This window comes from Flavobacterium sp. SH_e, from assembly GCF_025717045.1.
Classification (GTDB): Bacteria; Bacteroidota; Bacteroidia; order Flavobacteriales; family Flavobacteriaceae; genus Flavobacterium.
This window is the reverse complement of the sequence record NZ_JAOVZN010000001.1, coordinates 557,588-571,040: the sequence shown is the minus strand read 5'-3', so window position 1 is coordinate 571,040 and position 13,453 is coordinate 557,588. Positions and strand designations below refer to the sequence as shown.

General features: G+C 32.0%; 11 protein-coding genes. 6 read left to right on the top strand and 5 right to left on the bottom strand.

The genetic code is table 11. From position 1 onward, the window contains the following. Positions 1-8: 8 nt before the first annotated feature. Complete coding sequence (locus OD917_RS02460) at positions 9-1,079, bottom strand: serine hydrolase domain-containing protein (protein ID WP_263521953.1); 1,071 nt, start codon at positions 1,077-1,079, stop codon at positions 9-11. A gap of 264 nt (positions 1,080-1,343) precedes the next feature. On the opposite strand from OD917_RS02460, the gene OD917_RS02455 reads away from it, so the two are divergent. The 3 genes from OD917_RS02455 to OD917_RS02445 all read left to right on the top strand — a co-directional run bounded on the left by OD917_RS02455 (position 1,344) and on the right by OD917_RS02445 (position 2,920). Next, the gene (locus OD917_RS02455) at positions 1,344-1,784 is read left to right on the top strand and encodes a lipocalin family protein (protein WP_263521952.1); all 441 of its coding nucleotides are present in this window, start codon (positions 1,344-1,346) and stop codon (positions 1,782-1,784) included. Next, complete coding sequence (locus OD917_RS02450) at positions 1,765-2,061, top strand: DUF721 domain-containing protein (protein WP_263521951.1); 297 nt, start codon at positions 1,765-1,767, stop codon at positions 2,059-2,061. Before OD917_RS02455 ends, OD917_RS02450 begins: the two co-directional genes overlap by 20 nt. Positions 2,062-2,200: 139 nt before the next feature. Continuing rightward, positions 2,201-2,920, top strand: coding sequence for a hypothetical protein (locus OD917_RS02445; protein WP_263521950.1), 720 nt, complete (start codon positions 2,201-2,203; stop codon positions 2,918-2,920). 78 nt (positions 2,921-2,998) lie between these two features. Here the strand turns inward: OD917_RS02445 and OD917_RS02440 are convergent, their stop codons facing one another. The 3 genes from OD917_RS02440 to bshC all read right to left on the bottom strand — a co-directional run bounded on the left by OD917_RS02440 (position 2,999) and on the right by bshC (position 6,584). Continuing rightward, the gene (locus OD917_RS02440; RefSeq protein ID WP_012026941.1) at positions 2,999-3,418 is read right to left on the bottom strand and encodes a nucleoside-diphosphate kinase; all 420 of its coding nucleotides are present in this window, start codon (positions 3,416-3,418) and stop codon (positions 2,999-3,001) included. A 186-nt stretch (positions 3,419-3,604) separates the two neighbouring features. Continuing rightward, a complete protein-coding gene (locus OD917_RS02435; RefSeq protein WP_263521949.1) occupies positions 3,605-4,876 on the bottom strand; it encodes an acyltransferase family protein in 1,272 nt (423 codons plus the stop codon). 118 nt (positions 4,877-4,994) lie between these two features. Next, the gene (bshC, locus tag OD917_RS02430) at positions 4,995-6,584 is read right to left on the bottom strand and encodes a bacillithiol biosynthesis cysteine-adding enzyme BshC (protein ID WP_263521948.1); all 1,590 of its coding nucleotides are present in this window, start codon (positions 6,582-6,584) and stop codon (positions 4,995-4,997) included. Between the two features lie 272 nt (positions 6,585-6,856). Between bshC and OD917_RS02425 the strand changes: the two genes are divergently transcribed. The 3 genes from OD917_RS02425 to OD917_RS02415 all read left to right on the top strand — a co-directional run bounded on the left by OD917_RS02425 (position 6,857) and on the right by OD917_RS02415 (position 9,157). Further along, positions 6,857-8,134 carry an MFS transporter gene (locus OD917_RS02425; RefSeq protein ID WP_263521947.1) on the top strand — a complete coding sequence of 426 codons (1,278 nt, stop codon included), beginning with the start codon at positions 6,857-6,859 and terminating at the stop codon, positions 8,132-8,134. 105 nt (positions 8,135-8,239) lie between these two features. After that, positions 8,240-8,494: an autorepressor SdpR family transcription factor gene (locus OD917_RS02420; protein ID WP_111289072.1), complete on the top strand. Its 255-nt coding sequence runs from the start codon at positions 8,240-8,242 to the stop codon at positions 8,492-8,494. A 3-nt stretch (positions 8,495-8,497) separates the two neighbouring features. Next, the gene (locus tag OD917_RS02415; protein ID WP_263521946.1) at positions 8,498-9,157 is read left to right on the top strand and encodes an SdpI family protein; all 660 of its coding nucleotides are present in this window, start codon (positions 8,498-8,500) and stop codon (positions 9,155-9,157) included. 117 nt (positions 9,158-9,274) lie between these two features. Here OD917_RS02415 and OD917_RS02410 read toward each other — a convergent pair whose 3' ends face one another. Next, complete coding sequence (locus OD917_RS02410) at positions 9,275-13,345, bottom strand: T9SS type B sorting domain-containing protein (protein WP_263521945.1); 4,071 nt, start codon at positions 13,343-13,345, stop codon at positions 9,275-9,277. Positions 13,346-13,453 lie beyond the last annotated feature (108 nt).

Genomic DNA, 13,453 nt, shown 5'->3' with positions numbered 1-13,453 from the left:
GCCAAGTTTTATTGGTATAAGGCATTAATTTTCTCCCATAATGTTTTGTCAAAATCAGATAAAGCAAGATTTTCATTATCGGCAGCATCTCCCATTCTTACAATAACCATTTTCTTGCTCGGGACAACATATATTTTTTGATCATTTTTTCCTAAAGCCATAAACATATCACTTGGTCCAGTTGGAATAACGCTTCCTTGAAAAGTTAATTGCGATTGTGGTAAATGATAAGAAGCTTTTCCGTTTAACCACCATAAATATCCATACCCTAAATTGATGTTTTGAGAAGTTGCAGTTGCTTCGTTAAAGAAAGCTTCGTCTAGAATTGTTGTATTATCCCATTTTCCTTTATTAAGCATTAGCAGTCCAAAGCGCGCCATGCTTCTTGTTGTGCTTGTGTAAACGCTATTTACACCAAGTTGAACCCAATTGCCGTCCATTCCAATTTTGTCTCTTAATTTGGTGTTGAAATAATTCTCCCAAGTTTGCCCGCTTGCTTTTTCTACAACATCTTGAAGTTTTACATAAACATTATGATAAGCCCATCTTTTTCCAGCGTCGGCTTTATATATTAGATCTTGAGGATCGACTTCATCTGAAGTGTCGTCAAGTCCAGAAGTCATAGTTAGTAAGTGTTTGCAGGTAATTTGGTTTTCTTGAATAAGGGTTTCACTTGTCCAGCCAGTTCCAAGGTAATCAGAAACTTTATTGTTAATGTTTAAAAATCCTTCTTGCTGAGCAATTCCTGTCATTGTTGAAGTTAATGTTTTTCCTGCACTAGCCCAATACCAGTTTGTTGTTACGGTGTGTTTGTCGAAATAGTTTTCTAAAACAATTCGGCCGTTTACTAAAATGATAAACGATTTTGAATTTTTGAGTTCTAAATAATCTAAAAGTGGCTGCACGGCGCTTTGGTTCCATTTTAGGTCAGAAATAGATTTTGTTTCCCAAGTTGTTCCTGTTAATGGAGGAAAATACATTGTTTCTTCTGGAGTTGGGACTGGATCGGGTTCTGCTGAATCTTTACTACAAGCAGTAAATAATAAAGAAATAAGAATTATGCAAAAAAATCGGTTCATTGTTTTTTGGTTTTAGTTTGGGGTTTGACCAAAAATATGCAAAATAGTTTAATGTGTTTTTTGATTTTTTATTTCTTTTGATGATTATAAGGTTATCTTTGTAGTCCGAGAAAAATTTCTTTTGAAAACGGGAGCCCTAGCCCTGATGGAAGCGGCATCCTTTTGTGCCGGGGTTCGGCACAAAAGATACAGCGGACAGCAGGAATAAGCTCCTAATTCTTCGACTTGATTCTAAGAAAAGAATAAATTTTAATATTTTTATTTATGAAAAATACTTTTATGATTTTGGTTTTGTCTCTTTTGTTTGTGAGTTGCAAACAAGGATTGAAACCTGCAGATATTGCTAAATTAAATGGCTACTGGGAAATTGAAAAGGTGGTTTTTGATAAAGGTGAGGAGAAAGATTATAAGATGAATGAGACTTTTGATTTTTTTCAAATCAAGAATAATAAAGGTGTTCGAACGAAAGTTATGCCACAGTTTGATGGCACTTTTCTAACAACAGATACTTTTGAAAATGTTTCGGTTCGTTTTGCTGGAGAGCAGGTTTTCTTGGATTATAAAACAAAGTATGCAAAATGGAGTGAAGAAATTATTTCACTTTCAGATGATAAATTAGTGGTTAAGAACCCGCAAAAAATAGAATATCATTATAAAAAAGCTGGACCTGTAAATTTATTAAACGATGGCGAAAAGACTAAATAACGAAAGTACTATTAGTGCTGTATTACAGCAGATTATTCAAGTAAATAAATTACAGCCAGGAATGGATGAGATTGATGTTCGTGACGCTTGGAAAAATCTTATGGGAAGTGGTGTGAATACTTATACCCGAAATGTTGTTCTGAAAGGAAGTACACTTTATGTGGAATTAGGTTCGTCTGTTCTACGTGAAGAATTAACTCATGGAAAGTATAAAATAGTAAAAATGATAAATGAAGAATTAGGGCGTGAGGTCGTAAAAGATGTTGTTTTACGCTGAGTTTATTAGGTTTTTTTTAATAAGATAAATTTTAAAATAATTAACACTTCTCTTGTGAAGTGTTTTTTTTTACGATACATTTGAGCGTTATTTTTTGTAAGTAACATCCTTTTAATAACCCAAACAAATTAACAAAACAATGAAAAAAATTTTACTTATTTTAACCGTATTATTTGCTTTAACTGGTTATTCGCAAAAGAAAAAAGTTGCTGTTGTTTCTTTTTACACTGACAAAACAATTGATCTTTCAGAGCTTGGTTTAAGTGCTGTTGCTGCAGTAACAGATTTAGGAAATAATCCGAACTTTAATTTATTGCCAATTTTAGAGAAATATCATACGGCATTTTTCAATGATTATTCAAAAAAATTCCCTTTTGATTTAATTCCAGAAACTGATGTAACTCAAAAACAAGAATATATTGATTACGTTCCTCATTTTGACAAAGAAAGAGAAGCTGGAAAATATATTATCAATTTCCCTGGATACAAATATATTTATGAAGGAATAAATGGTTCTGCAAATGAAGTAGCAACTGCGACTATGTTTAAAGATAGTGCTGACGGTGTTTTATTTACTGAAATTCATTTTGCTGTTGTAAAAGGATTTGCTGTTGGTGGTACAGGAACTATCAAGATGAGAGCTTATGCAAGAATTGCTTTGTATGATAAAAATGGTAAAAAAGTATTTGCTTTCAATGAAGGAGCAAACTCTAAGAAAACCGGAACAATTGTAGGAGGAATTCCTGTTTTATCTTTTGATAAAGTATTGCCAATGTGTGAAAGTGCATTAGACGAGCTTCTAAAAGATTTAGATGGAAGAATCGAGAAAATGGTAAAAAAGACATCTGATAATCTTTAGTCAATTTATACTTAAAAGAAAAACCCCGCTTCAATTGAAGCGGGGTTTTTTGTTTTTTTTAATTTTTAGATTCAAAAATTAAAATTGCTCTCTTCCTGCAAAATGGAATGCGCTTTCGATAGCAGCGTTTTCATCGCTGTCAGATCCGTGAACTGCATTTTCTCCGATAGAAGTAGCATATGCTTTACGAATAGTTCCTTCAGCAGCTTCAGCTGGATTTGTAGCTCCAATTAAAGTTCTGAAATCTTCTACTGCGTTATCTTTCTCTAAAATAGCAGCAACAATTGGTCCACGAGACATGAATTCAACTAATTCTCCGTAGAAAGGTCTTTCTGCGTGAACTGCGTAAAATGCTTTTGCATCTGCAACAGTTAATTGAGTTAATTTTAATGAAACGATTTTGAAACCACCATTAGTAATCATTGCTAAGATATTCCCGATGTGTCCGTTTGCAACAGCATCTGGTTTAATCATTGTAAAAGTTCTATTTGTTGCCATTTTATATTTTATTAAATTTTGTGCAAAAGTATACTTTTTTTATGAATTGATTTTAATAAATTCATAATTTAAACACCATAGAATGATGTTTTGGTCAAGAAAAACATTTTCTTAAACCTATTTAGCCAATTTTGATAAAAATAATAAAGACGCATTGTGGTGCGTCTTTATATAATATAGTGTTTTTTATACTTTAAAAATCAATTTGCTTCTATAGAATATCCATAAGATAAATGTCCAGATTGCAACATATGTTAATGCGCCTGCCAAAGAAGCTGTCATAGGATTGCTAAAAAATGGTGCAATTCCAAAACGGTATAGATAATCTAAAAGGTTAATTTGTTCGCCAGCAAGTGATGGATGCTGAAAACGAATTAATACCAAAGCTTGAGGGATAATTTGTGACGCAAAGAAAACAATCATTGGGTTTACTCCCCAAATAATAAATAGTTTAAAGCCTTTTTTATATTCCTTAATATCAATGATGTAATATAAAGCTGTTAAACAAATAGTTGCCAAACCGGTGGTATATAAAACATAACTGCTTGTCCAAATTGATTTGTTTATTGGAAAAATTAAATCCCAGATTAATCCGAAAAATATTAGCGCAGTTCCAATTCTGCCCATTGTAAATGCTTTTTGAATTTTACTTATATCAAGCAGTAAAATTTGCCCGATAAATAAACCGATAATTCCATTTACAATTGATGGCAAAGTGCTTAAAATCCCTTCTGGATCCCAAGTATTGGTTTCGTGATACATGTGTCCTTTTAAGAAGATGCTGTCAACCCAAGCTGCTAAATTGGTGCCTCTTTCTAAATTAGCTTCTCCAAAACCAGGAACCGGAATTAAAGTCATAACGGCCCAATATCCTAAAAGTAAAATGGCTCCTGTAATAATTTGAGTTTTTCTGGATGTTTTTAGATATAAAAGCGAAACAACAAAATATACTACTGCAATGCGCTGTAAAACTCCAGGAAGGCGAACGTCTTGATAATTATCAAATCCGCCATAAGCTAGAATGAGATAAATGGCTAGAATACTAAATGCGAAAATGTTTTTTAGACGTGTGCTGAAATTTCCCATCAAAGCATAACCGACCGCAAAAGTAATGATCAATCTTCCCATTAGAAGAGGAATTCCATCTAACCCAAAAAGTTGAATTTTTCCGAAGAAATTAAAGAAAATCCCCAAACAGAACATTCTTAAAGAACGAATCAGGATTTTGTTGAAAGTTGTTTCGTCATACGTTTTCTCTGGCATTGCAAGCGGCACGGCTACTCCCATTATAAAAATAAAAAATGGAAATACTAGATCGGTTGGCGTGCAGCCGTTCCAGTGTGCATGCAAAAGCGGAGGATAAACATTTCCCCAGTCACCGGGATTGTTTACAATAGTCATCAATAAAATAGTCAGTCCGCGAAAGACATCAAGTGAAATTAGTCGTTCTCTTACCATTTGGTTAGTTAATAGGTTATAAAATATAATTCTATTTGGTTTGAGAGAGCAATAATCTAGGAAATGAGCTGGTTATTTGTTCCTAGATTAGCACTTTTAATTTCTAAAGATAATTATTTTAGATTATTATGATGTCAAAATTATGTTCTAAAGGTTTTAATTTCTGAATTAAAAGCGGAACCAATTGTTCTCCTTTTTCTAAATAAAATTCAGAAAAATTAGCTTGACGTTCTTGAAGACTGTAATTTGGAAACAATTCGCATTGCAAATCTGTAACACGTTGTAACTGATCTTGAAGTTTTCTTTTCTGAGCTTTTAATAAACGTTTTTCCAAATTTTCAAGACCTTTCTTCTGCTTTACTTCTTGCGCTTTTACAGCGCCTGAGAAAGATTTGTCTGTTTTTTCAGTCAATTCAAAAAGATATGCAAATTGTTTCTCGAGTGTTTCTTTTTGCTTTGCTAAATCAATTGGAAATGGAGAAAGTTTATGCGTGATTTCATTAATTAAATTCTCTGATTTATTGAATAAATCTTTCCATGATAAATTTAAATTATCAGCTTTTTTAGCTTGTTTTTCGGTTGCTAAAAGAACTGAATTTCGAACTAATAATATCGGGAAGGTAATATTTACAGCTTCAAAAAAAGCTTTTAATTCTAACCAATAAGCAATTTCTCCGCCTCCGCCAATATAGCAAAGATTTGGCAAAATAATTTCCTGATACAGCGGACGCATGATTACATTTGGGCTGAATTTTTCAGGATTGCTTTCTAATACTTTTAGAATTTCTTCTTTAGAAAATGAAATTTTGGTATTATTAACTAGATATTTATCATTTTCTAAAATAATTCTTTCACGAAGTTTGTCTTCGATATAAAATAAATTGATTTCGCGCGGATTTACTTGAACAGTATATTCAGCAAGATCTTCAATTGATTTTTGAACAGCTTTAAATGAAGTCTGATTTTCCAATTCTTCTTTTATGAAAGGAATAAAAGCACGTTTCAAATCAGCATTATCAGCGTCTAGAATAACCAAACCGTAATTTGCAAAAAGAGCATTGGCTAAAAAACGAGTTGCATCGGCTAGATTTTCGTGTTTTAAATAAGCGTCTTCAAAAAGTTTTTTTAGTGTATTTGCGTTTGTGCTTGAACCTAATTCTTTCGAATAAACTTCAAATAAATCTTCTAAACCTTCAGTTGAAAGTCTTCCTACTGGACCAGTACTTTCAGCATTCCAGCGGATTTTTTTTCCTTTAAAATTAAAATAATTAATTTCTTCAAAATCGTGATCTTCGGTCGCCATCCAATAAACTGGAACAAAATTGTACGAAGGGTATTTCGATTTTAATTCTTTAGTTAAATTAATCGTAGAAATAATTTTATATAAAAAATACAACGGTCCGCTAAAAAGATTTAACTGATGTCCAGTCGTAATTGTAAAAGTATTTTCGAGTGCTAAAAGCGAAATATTTTGTTTGGTTAAATCTGAAATTTCAATATTTTGATATTGCTTTTGTAAAGTGTCAACCAATGCGGTTCGGTTGTTATGATCAAAATTAGCTGATTTTTCAGCAATTTGTTTTTCGAAATTTTCTAAGGTTGGAAAATTATTGTACAGCGGTTTTAACTCTGGTTTTTGATCTAAATAATCTTGCATTAGTTTAGAGAAATATCCAGAAGATTGAAAGCTGATACAGTCGGTAGGCATAATTTTAAATTTATTTTTGACAGCTGTAAATTTAATGAAAATATACAGTTAAAAACGCTATTAACAATTGCTTAAGAATTGATTTTTGATTTTTATTTTAAAGCGCCTAAAATCAAGTTTTTAAATTGAAGTAAAACTCGTGTTTATAAATTAGAAAAAACATCAAATTTGTTAAAAAATGAATGATGTTTTAAAACTAATTCTTTGAAATATGAATTATTAATAATGAAACTATATTTTTGTAATCAAAAAAAAAGTTATATCTATTTTACATGAAAACTAACGAGAATAAAAGGAACTCTCTAAAACACGTTCTTTTTGGAAGCCTTATTGGTACCACAATCGAATTTTTTGATTTTTATATTTATGCCAATGCGGCTGTATTGGTTTTTCCACAATTATTTTTCCCAAGTTCAGATTCGACAATGGCAACATTAGAATCTTTAGCAACTTTCTCTATTGCCTTTTTATCACGCCCTTTAGGTTCTGCATTTTTTGGACATTATGGTGATAAAATCGGACGTAAATTTACGCTTGTTGCGGCCTTATTAACCATGGGAATTTCTACAGTAACAATTGGATTTTTACCAAGTTATGAAAGTATTGGTGTTGCTGCGCCATTATTGCTAATGTTATGCCGATTCGGACAAGGCGTTGGTTTAGGTGGAGAATGGGGAGGAGCTGTTTTATTGGCAATCGAAAATGCGCCACCAAATAAACGAGCTTGGTATGGAATGTTTCCGCAATTAGGCGCTCCAATTGGATTATTACTTTCTGGTGGAACTTTCTTGTTATTAACGGATTCGATGAGTAATGAAGATTTTATGAATTATGGTTGGAGAATTCCGTTTATTGCCAGTGCATTGTTAGTAATCGTTGGGTTTTATATCAGAACTAAAATTACAGAAACACCTTCGTTTGAAAATGCTAAAAAACAAGAAGAAGAAGTAAAAGTTCCTTTTTTAGAATTAGTGAAATCATACAAAAACCAATTGATTTTTGGAACATTTGCTGCAATAACAACATTTTTAGTTTTCTATTTAATGACCGTATTTACATTAAGCTGGGCTACTTCAGACTTAGGAATTGTAAAAAGAGACGGATTATTGATTCAATTATTCTCGGTATTGTTTTTTGCGCTTTTTATTCCAGTTTCTGCTGTTGTGGCAGATAAAATTGGTCGTCGTAAAATGCTTATCGCTGCAACTGCGGCTATTGCCGTTTTTGGATTTTTCTTTTCTTACTTTTTAGGTTCTGGAAATATAGTTTTGGTTACCATTTTTGCTTGTATCGGAATGTCATTAATGGGGTTTACTTACGGACCTTTGGGAACTTTTTTATCGGAGTTATTTCCAACAAATGTTCGCTATTCAGGAGCTTCGTTGACTTTTAATATGGCGGGAATTTTGGGTGCAGCTTTTGCGCCAATGATTGCAATTTGGTTGGCTAAAACGTATGATGTGAGTTATGTAGGTTTCTATTTAGTAACCGCAGCAATTATATCTTTAGTTTCATTTTTGGTAATTAGCAAAGATGAACATAAGTTTTAAGATATAGATTTAAAAATATTTCAAAAGCAGTAATGTAAAAAATTACTGCTTTTTTTTTGTTTATTTAAATAAGTATTTAGATATTTGTCTAAATATATAAATGTAATGAACGATATTTTTAAAGCATTAAATGATGCCACTAGAAGAGAGATTTTGGATCTTTTAAAGCAGAAGGATTTATCTGCAGGAGAGATTGCAGATGCTTTTAATATTTCTAAACCGAGCATCTCACATCATTTAGATATTTTAAAACGGGCAGATTTAATTACATCTGAAAAAAATGGGCAATTCATCATTTACTCCATCAATACCACCATAATGGAAGATGTTTTGCAATGGATACTAACTTTTAAACAATAAAAAATGAATCAAGAATTTAAAAAAGAGCTTCCTCTAATTGGAATTGTTTTAATACCTTTTGTCTATTTGGCAACAATTTGGAATAGTCTTCCAGAAATCGTTCCTATTCATTGGAACTCTAAAGGAGAAATTGATGGATGGGGAAATAAATTTACATTAATTGTAATGCTTTTAATGCTTCCCGTTCTGACTTATGTGATTCTGTCTTTAGTTGCTAAGATTGATCCAAAGAAAAGAATGTCATTAATGGGAGGGAAATTGTATCAGCTCAAATTTGTCATGGTTCTTTTTATGTCGATTTTGGCTTTGTTTATTGTATACAGTACAAAAAGTCAATCTACGTCTAGTCTTAGTTTTGTTTTTATAATTCTAGGAGCCTTATTTATGGTTTTAGGAAACTATTTTAAAGTAATACAACCCAATTATTTTATTGGAATTAGAACACCATGGACTTTAGAAAGTCAGGAAGTTTGGAAAACAACACATCTATTTGCTGGAAAACTTTGGTTTATTGCTGGCTTGATTATTATTTTAGGAAGTTTAATTTTTGACAGCTCTATTTTCTATAAAGTATTTTTGACAATTGTTTTTAGTATTGCAATTACGCCAATAGCTTACTCTTATTTAAAATATAGAAGCTGGAAAAAGAAAGAAAATTTGTAAATCAATTATTATGATAAAAGTAATATTTGTCTTGGTGGAATTGATAATGCATTATATTATAAAGTTCTAATAAAAAAGGTTCGCGTTTTATATGCGAACCTTTTTTAATTTTAGTTATTATCTTTTCAAAGAGAAATGACCTCTATATTCTGTTCCGTTTAATCTCGTAACTGTAAACCAATAATCTGATGCTGGCTGCTGATTACCAAGATAAGTTCCGTTCCAAGATGTATTTAGTGGTAGTTCTTTGATGAATTTGCCATAACGGTCAAATATTCGGATCGAAGAATTAGGCGCTAAATAAGCAGAATCTATTGTCCAGGTATCATTAAAACCATCACCGTTTGGAGTAATGAATTTTGGAAATGGAAGTTCATCAACAAAATTAATACAATCTCCAATTGTTGCTTCAAGAATGCTTATTGTAACAGGAATTCGATCGCTTTCGCAACTACTAATTGTTTGAGAAACATAGTAAATAATTCCATTTTCAAGAGGAGTCGATTCTGATAAACTGATAGAAGCCGAAGCACTTTCATACCATTTTAAGTTTTGCCCATTAATTTCAATATCACTAATTTTTGCATTTTTCTGAATACAAAATTGCTGAGGAGAATCGGCAATTGGAATTTGAGTATCTTGTATTTTTACTGTTATAGCAAATCTTTCGCTTTCGCAGTTGTTCAAAGTTTGTGTAACATAATAGGCTCTGCTTTCTAATAAATTAGTTTCTGATAAAAGATTTCCATTAGTTGCGGAATCATACCATTTTAAAGCTGTTCCCGTAATATTTAGGTTTTCAAGAGTCGCAAGTTGATCAATGCAAAATTGCTGATTGTTATTTCCAGTAGGTAATGAAGTGTCATAGATGTGAACAAGAATTGGCACTCTGTCACTTTCACAGCCAATAGTTTGAGAAGCATAATAAATTCTGTTGTCTTCTAGCACAGTTGTATTTGGTAAAGCAGCGGCAGAAAAATTAGTGTCAAACCATTTTATATTTTGTCCCGTTATTTGAATGTCATTTAAAGTTTTGTTTTCCTTTTTACAAAATGATTGTTCTGAATTTCCAGATGGAACAGAAGGAGTATTTACAATTGAGATAGTAACGCCAAATCTTGGACCTTCACAATTATTTATGGTTTGAGAAACGTAATATGTTTTACCGTCTTCAAGGGTAGTAGTTTCTGTTAACAAAGAACCATTTGTTGATGCATCATACCATTTTATAGAAGTTCCCGTAATCTCAATATTGGCAATTGTCGCATTTTGTCCCGTACAAAACTGCTGATTTGCAGTTGCAGTTGGAGCAGAGGTAACTTGAATATCAATTTTAACTGGAACTCTTTCGCTTTCGCACCCGTTTATGGTTTGAGATGCGTAATAAGTTGCGTTATCTTGAAGTACAGTTGTGGTTGGAACAAGTGTTCCTCCCGTTAAGTTGCTGTACCATTTGATATTTTGCCCTGTAATTTGAATGTCATTTAAAGTTGCATTTTGCTGTACACAGAAAGTTTGTAAAGGATCTGTCGTTGGTAATGGTTGACTTGTGATTATAACCGTTTGATTCTGTGTTGACGAATTTCCATTTCCATCATTATAATTCCATACAATTGAATAGGTTCCTGGCAAATTATAAGAAAGCGGATTTGTTGTTGTTCCGTTAATTAAACCAGCACAGGCATCTGTAGCAGTAGGAATTGTAGTTATAGCAGTATTACAGTCTCCTGTGATAGTTGGAAGAGTTGCTAAATTCGGAATTGGAGCTACATTATCTCCAATAGTAACATTGATTTTTTTAGTATCATCGCAACCGCCAGTGCCCGTAATTAAACAGCTATATTCGCCACTATTTGCTGTCAATGCATTTGCTATTGTGGGATTTTGGTCTGTAGATGTAAATCCATTTGGACCAGTCCATATGTAATTAGTTCCTCCTGATGCTTTTAGGTCCAGTGTTTTTCCAGTGCATATTGGAGAATTTGATGTAATTTCAGGAATTGTGAAGGACAGATTTTCTGAAAATTTCATTAAGAAAAAATTTTTACTTCCCAAGATATTGCTTTGATAAGAACTTTCGTCGGCAATATCGTCATTGAAACTTGATAATCCAGACACAAATATTGCGCCATCAGAATCTAAATCTATATTCAAAGTATTATCATTACCAATATATGTTCCCCAAATAAAATTACCTTCAGAAGAAAATTTTCCAGTATACCCATAGTGAGTCCTAATCCGATTTGGTTTGTAAGAACATGGACTGGTTAATTTGTAATCAGTTCTAAAATCCATATTTCCACCTCCAATATAAAGTGAATTATTTTGAAAGACTATAGAAGAAATGTTAATATCTCCCACGTAAGTGCCCCATATTCTTTGTCCTTGAATATTTAACTTTGCTAATAAACCTTTATAAAGATTATCATTTGACTCTTCAAATGTTCCAGATGTTGCAATGTTATCACTACTATAAGTATATCCGCCAATATAAATATTTCCTTCATTATCAATTTCGACAGATTCAATATTTTCCATCGGGGAGCTACCACCATAATAACTGCCCCAAATTCTTGCACCATCTAATGAGAATTTACAGACATAGCCATCTCCAGGATATGTTGGATTTAAATTCTCTTGAAAAACTCCAGGTGTTGTCATATTATTTGTACTATCGCTACTACCAGCAACTACCAAATAGGAATCTTTTATAGCAACAGTACTAAAAGAATCAGTTCCGTTACCTCCAACATATGTGCTCCAAATTAAATTGCCATTTTGATTAAATTTTGTAATAAATCCATCAGTAGGTATTGTGTATGGATTTGTCGAATTGCTAAGTTGGTTTTGAAAATTACTATTTATTGCAATGTGTGTTTTGCTAGAAGTTTTGCCAACAATGTAAATATTATCATTATTATCAAGATCTAAGTCAGTCGCGTAATCGCTGTCTTCACCTCCAAAATAGGTGCTCCATTGTCTAACTCCGCTACTGTTAAATTTTACTAAGAAAGCATCTGAGTATCCGTTTAAATTAGGTTGAAAAGATCCTAAAGTACTAATATTTGTCTCTGATCCTGTATAGCCTGTAATTAAAACATTATTTTGTGAATCAGTTTTTACACCATAAATATAAACATATTGTGTACCAGCATAGTAGGTTCCCCATAGTCTATTGCCATTTTTATCAAACTTAAAAAGAATACCATTTGTAATTGAATTGACATACGGATGGTTTGTGCTTGTTTGATGTGCTCCAGAAGTAGCATAAGAAGGACTTTGAGATGTTGTAGTTCCTGAAACATAAGCATTTCCTAAGGAATCAGTCGTTAAGTCAGAAGGATACCAATTTGCAGCATCATTTCCAGTTTCATCTCCATAGAAAGTCCCCCAAAGCCTAGTCGGCACAGGATCAATAACAACTTTTTTTCCAGCTAAAAAATTGGCTGAACGAAATCCATAAACATTCTTTTTTAATTTTTGATATCCTACAACAATTCCTTTTCTATTTCCCTTTTCTTCAATCCAACTTGCAGGAAGCGTTTCCTCCATTTTTCCAAAACGAACATTCATTTGGATTTTATTATCAACCAAATTTGTTTCAGCACCGCTAAATTTTAATTGAATATCAGAGATTTTTCCTTTTGGATGAATGACAAAATTATATTCAACCGTTTTTTGAGGGTCTTCAGGAATTGTAAAAACAACATCAATATTAGGATAAATGTTTTTGTAGGTAATCTGTCTATATTGATGAACTTCCAGAACGCCTTCAGGTTTGTTAGGAACATTGTAATAATTGTCAAAATCAGATGATTTTTGTTCCGTAATTAATTCAACTTTAGAATTAGAATTTACAAAATCTATATCTACTCTATGAAAAATATATTCTAGATTAAACTGTTCTTTTTCCTCTTTTTCAGGAATTTGATAAGGAAGGGTTTTTGCTGTTGCAGAACGAACAATTGGAATCTTTTTTACTTCATAAATATCATAAGAAAATCCATTTTTTTTCAACTGAATATTTAATCCATTTGAGTTCAATAGATATTTTACAGCATTATTTTGCTTTCCGTTTTGATCAATAATTTGACCTTTATTCTCTTTAAAACCAATAGATTGATTTTTGCTTTGTGAAAATAATTGAGTAGTTATTAAGAAAAGAAGAAAAAGTAATTTATGTTTCATTTGAAAAAATTGAATCGCGACAAATGTAATTAATTATCTACAAAAAAAAACATAATTTTAGATCTACACTTCGCGTAAAATCTTTTCTCCAAAAGTCTCCAAATAAGC

Excerpts from the sequence above, each read along its gene's own strand:
- OD917_RS02460 (WP_263521953.1), bottom strand. The coding sequence starts at position 1,079 with ATGAACCGATTTTTTTGCATAATTCTTATTTCTTTATTATTTACTGCT.
- OD917_RS02455 (WP_263521952.1), top strand. The coding sequence starts at position 1,344 with ATGAAAAATACTTTTATGATTTTGGTTTTGTCTCTTTTGTTTGTGAGT.
- OD917_RS02450 (WP_263521951.1), top strand. The coding sequence starts at position 1,765 with ATGGCGAAAAGACTAAATAACGAAAGTACTATTAGTGCTGTATTACAG.
- OD917_RS02445 (WP_263521950.1), top strand. The coding sequence starts at position 2,201 with ATGAAAAAAATTTTACTTATTTTAACCGTATTATTTGCTTTAACTGGT.
- OD917_RS02440 (WP_012026941.1), bottom strand. The coding sequence starts at position 3,418 with ATGGCAACAAATAGAACTTTTACAATGATTAAACCAGATGCTGTTGCA.
- OD917_RS02435 (WP_263521949.1), bottom strand. The coding sequence starts at position 4,876 with ATGGTAAGAGAACGACTAATTTCACTTGATGTCTTTCGCGGACTGACT.
- bshC (WP_263521948.1), bottom strand. The coding sequence starts at position 6,584 with ATGCCTACCGACTGTATCAGCTTTCAATCTTCTGGATATTTCTCTAAA.
- OD917_RS02425 (WP_263521947.1), top strand. The coding sequence starts at position 6,857 with ATGAAAACTAACGAGAATAAAAGGAACTCTCTAAAACACGTTCTTTTT.
- OD917_RS02420 (WP_111289072.1), top strand. The coding sequence starts at position 8,240 with ATGAACGATATTTTTAAAGCATTAAATGATGCCACTAGAAGAGAGATT.
- OD917_RS02415 (WP_263521946.1), top strand. The coding sequence starts at position 8,498 with ATGAATCAAGAATTTAAAAAAGAGCTTCCTCTAATTGGAATTGTTTTA.
- OD917_RS02410 (WP_263521945.1), bottom strand. The coding sequence starts at position 13,345 with ATGAAACATAAATTACTTTTTCTTCTTTTCTTAATAACTACTCAATTA.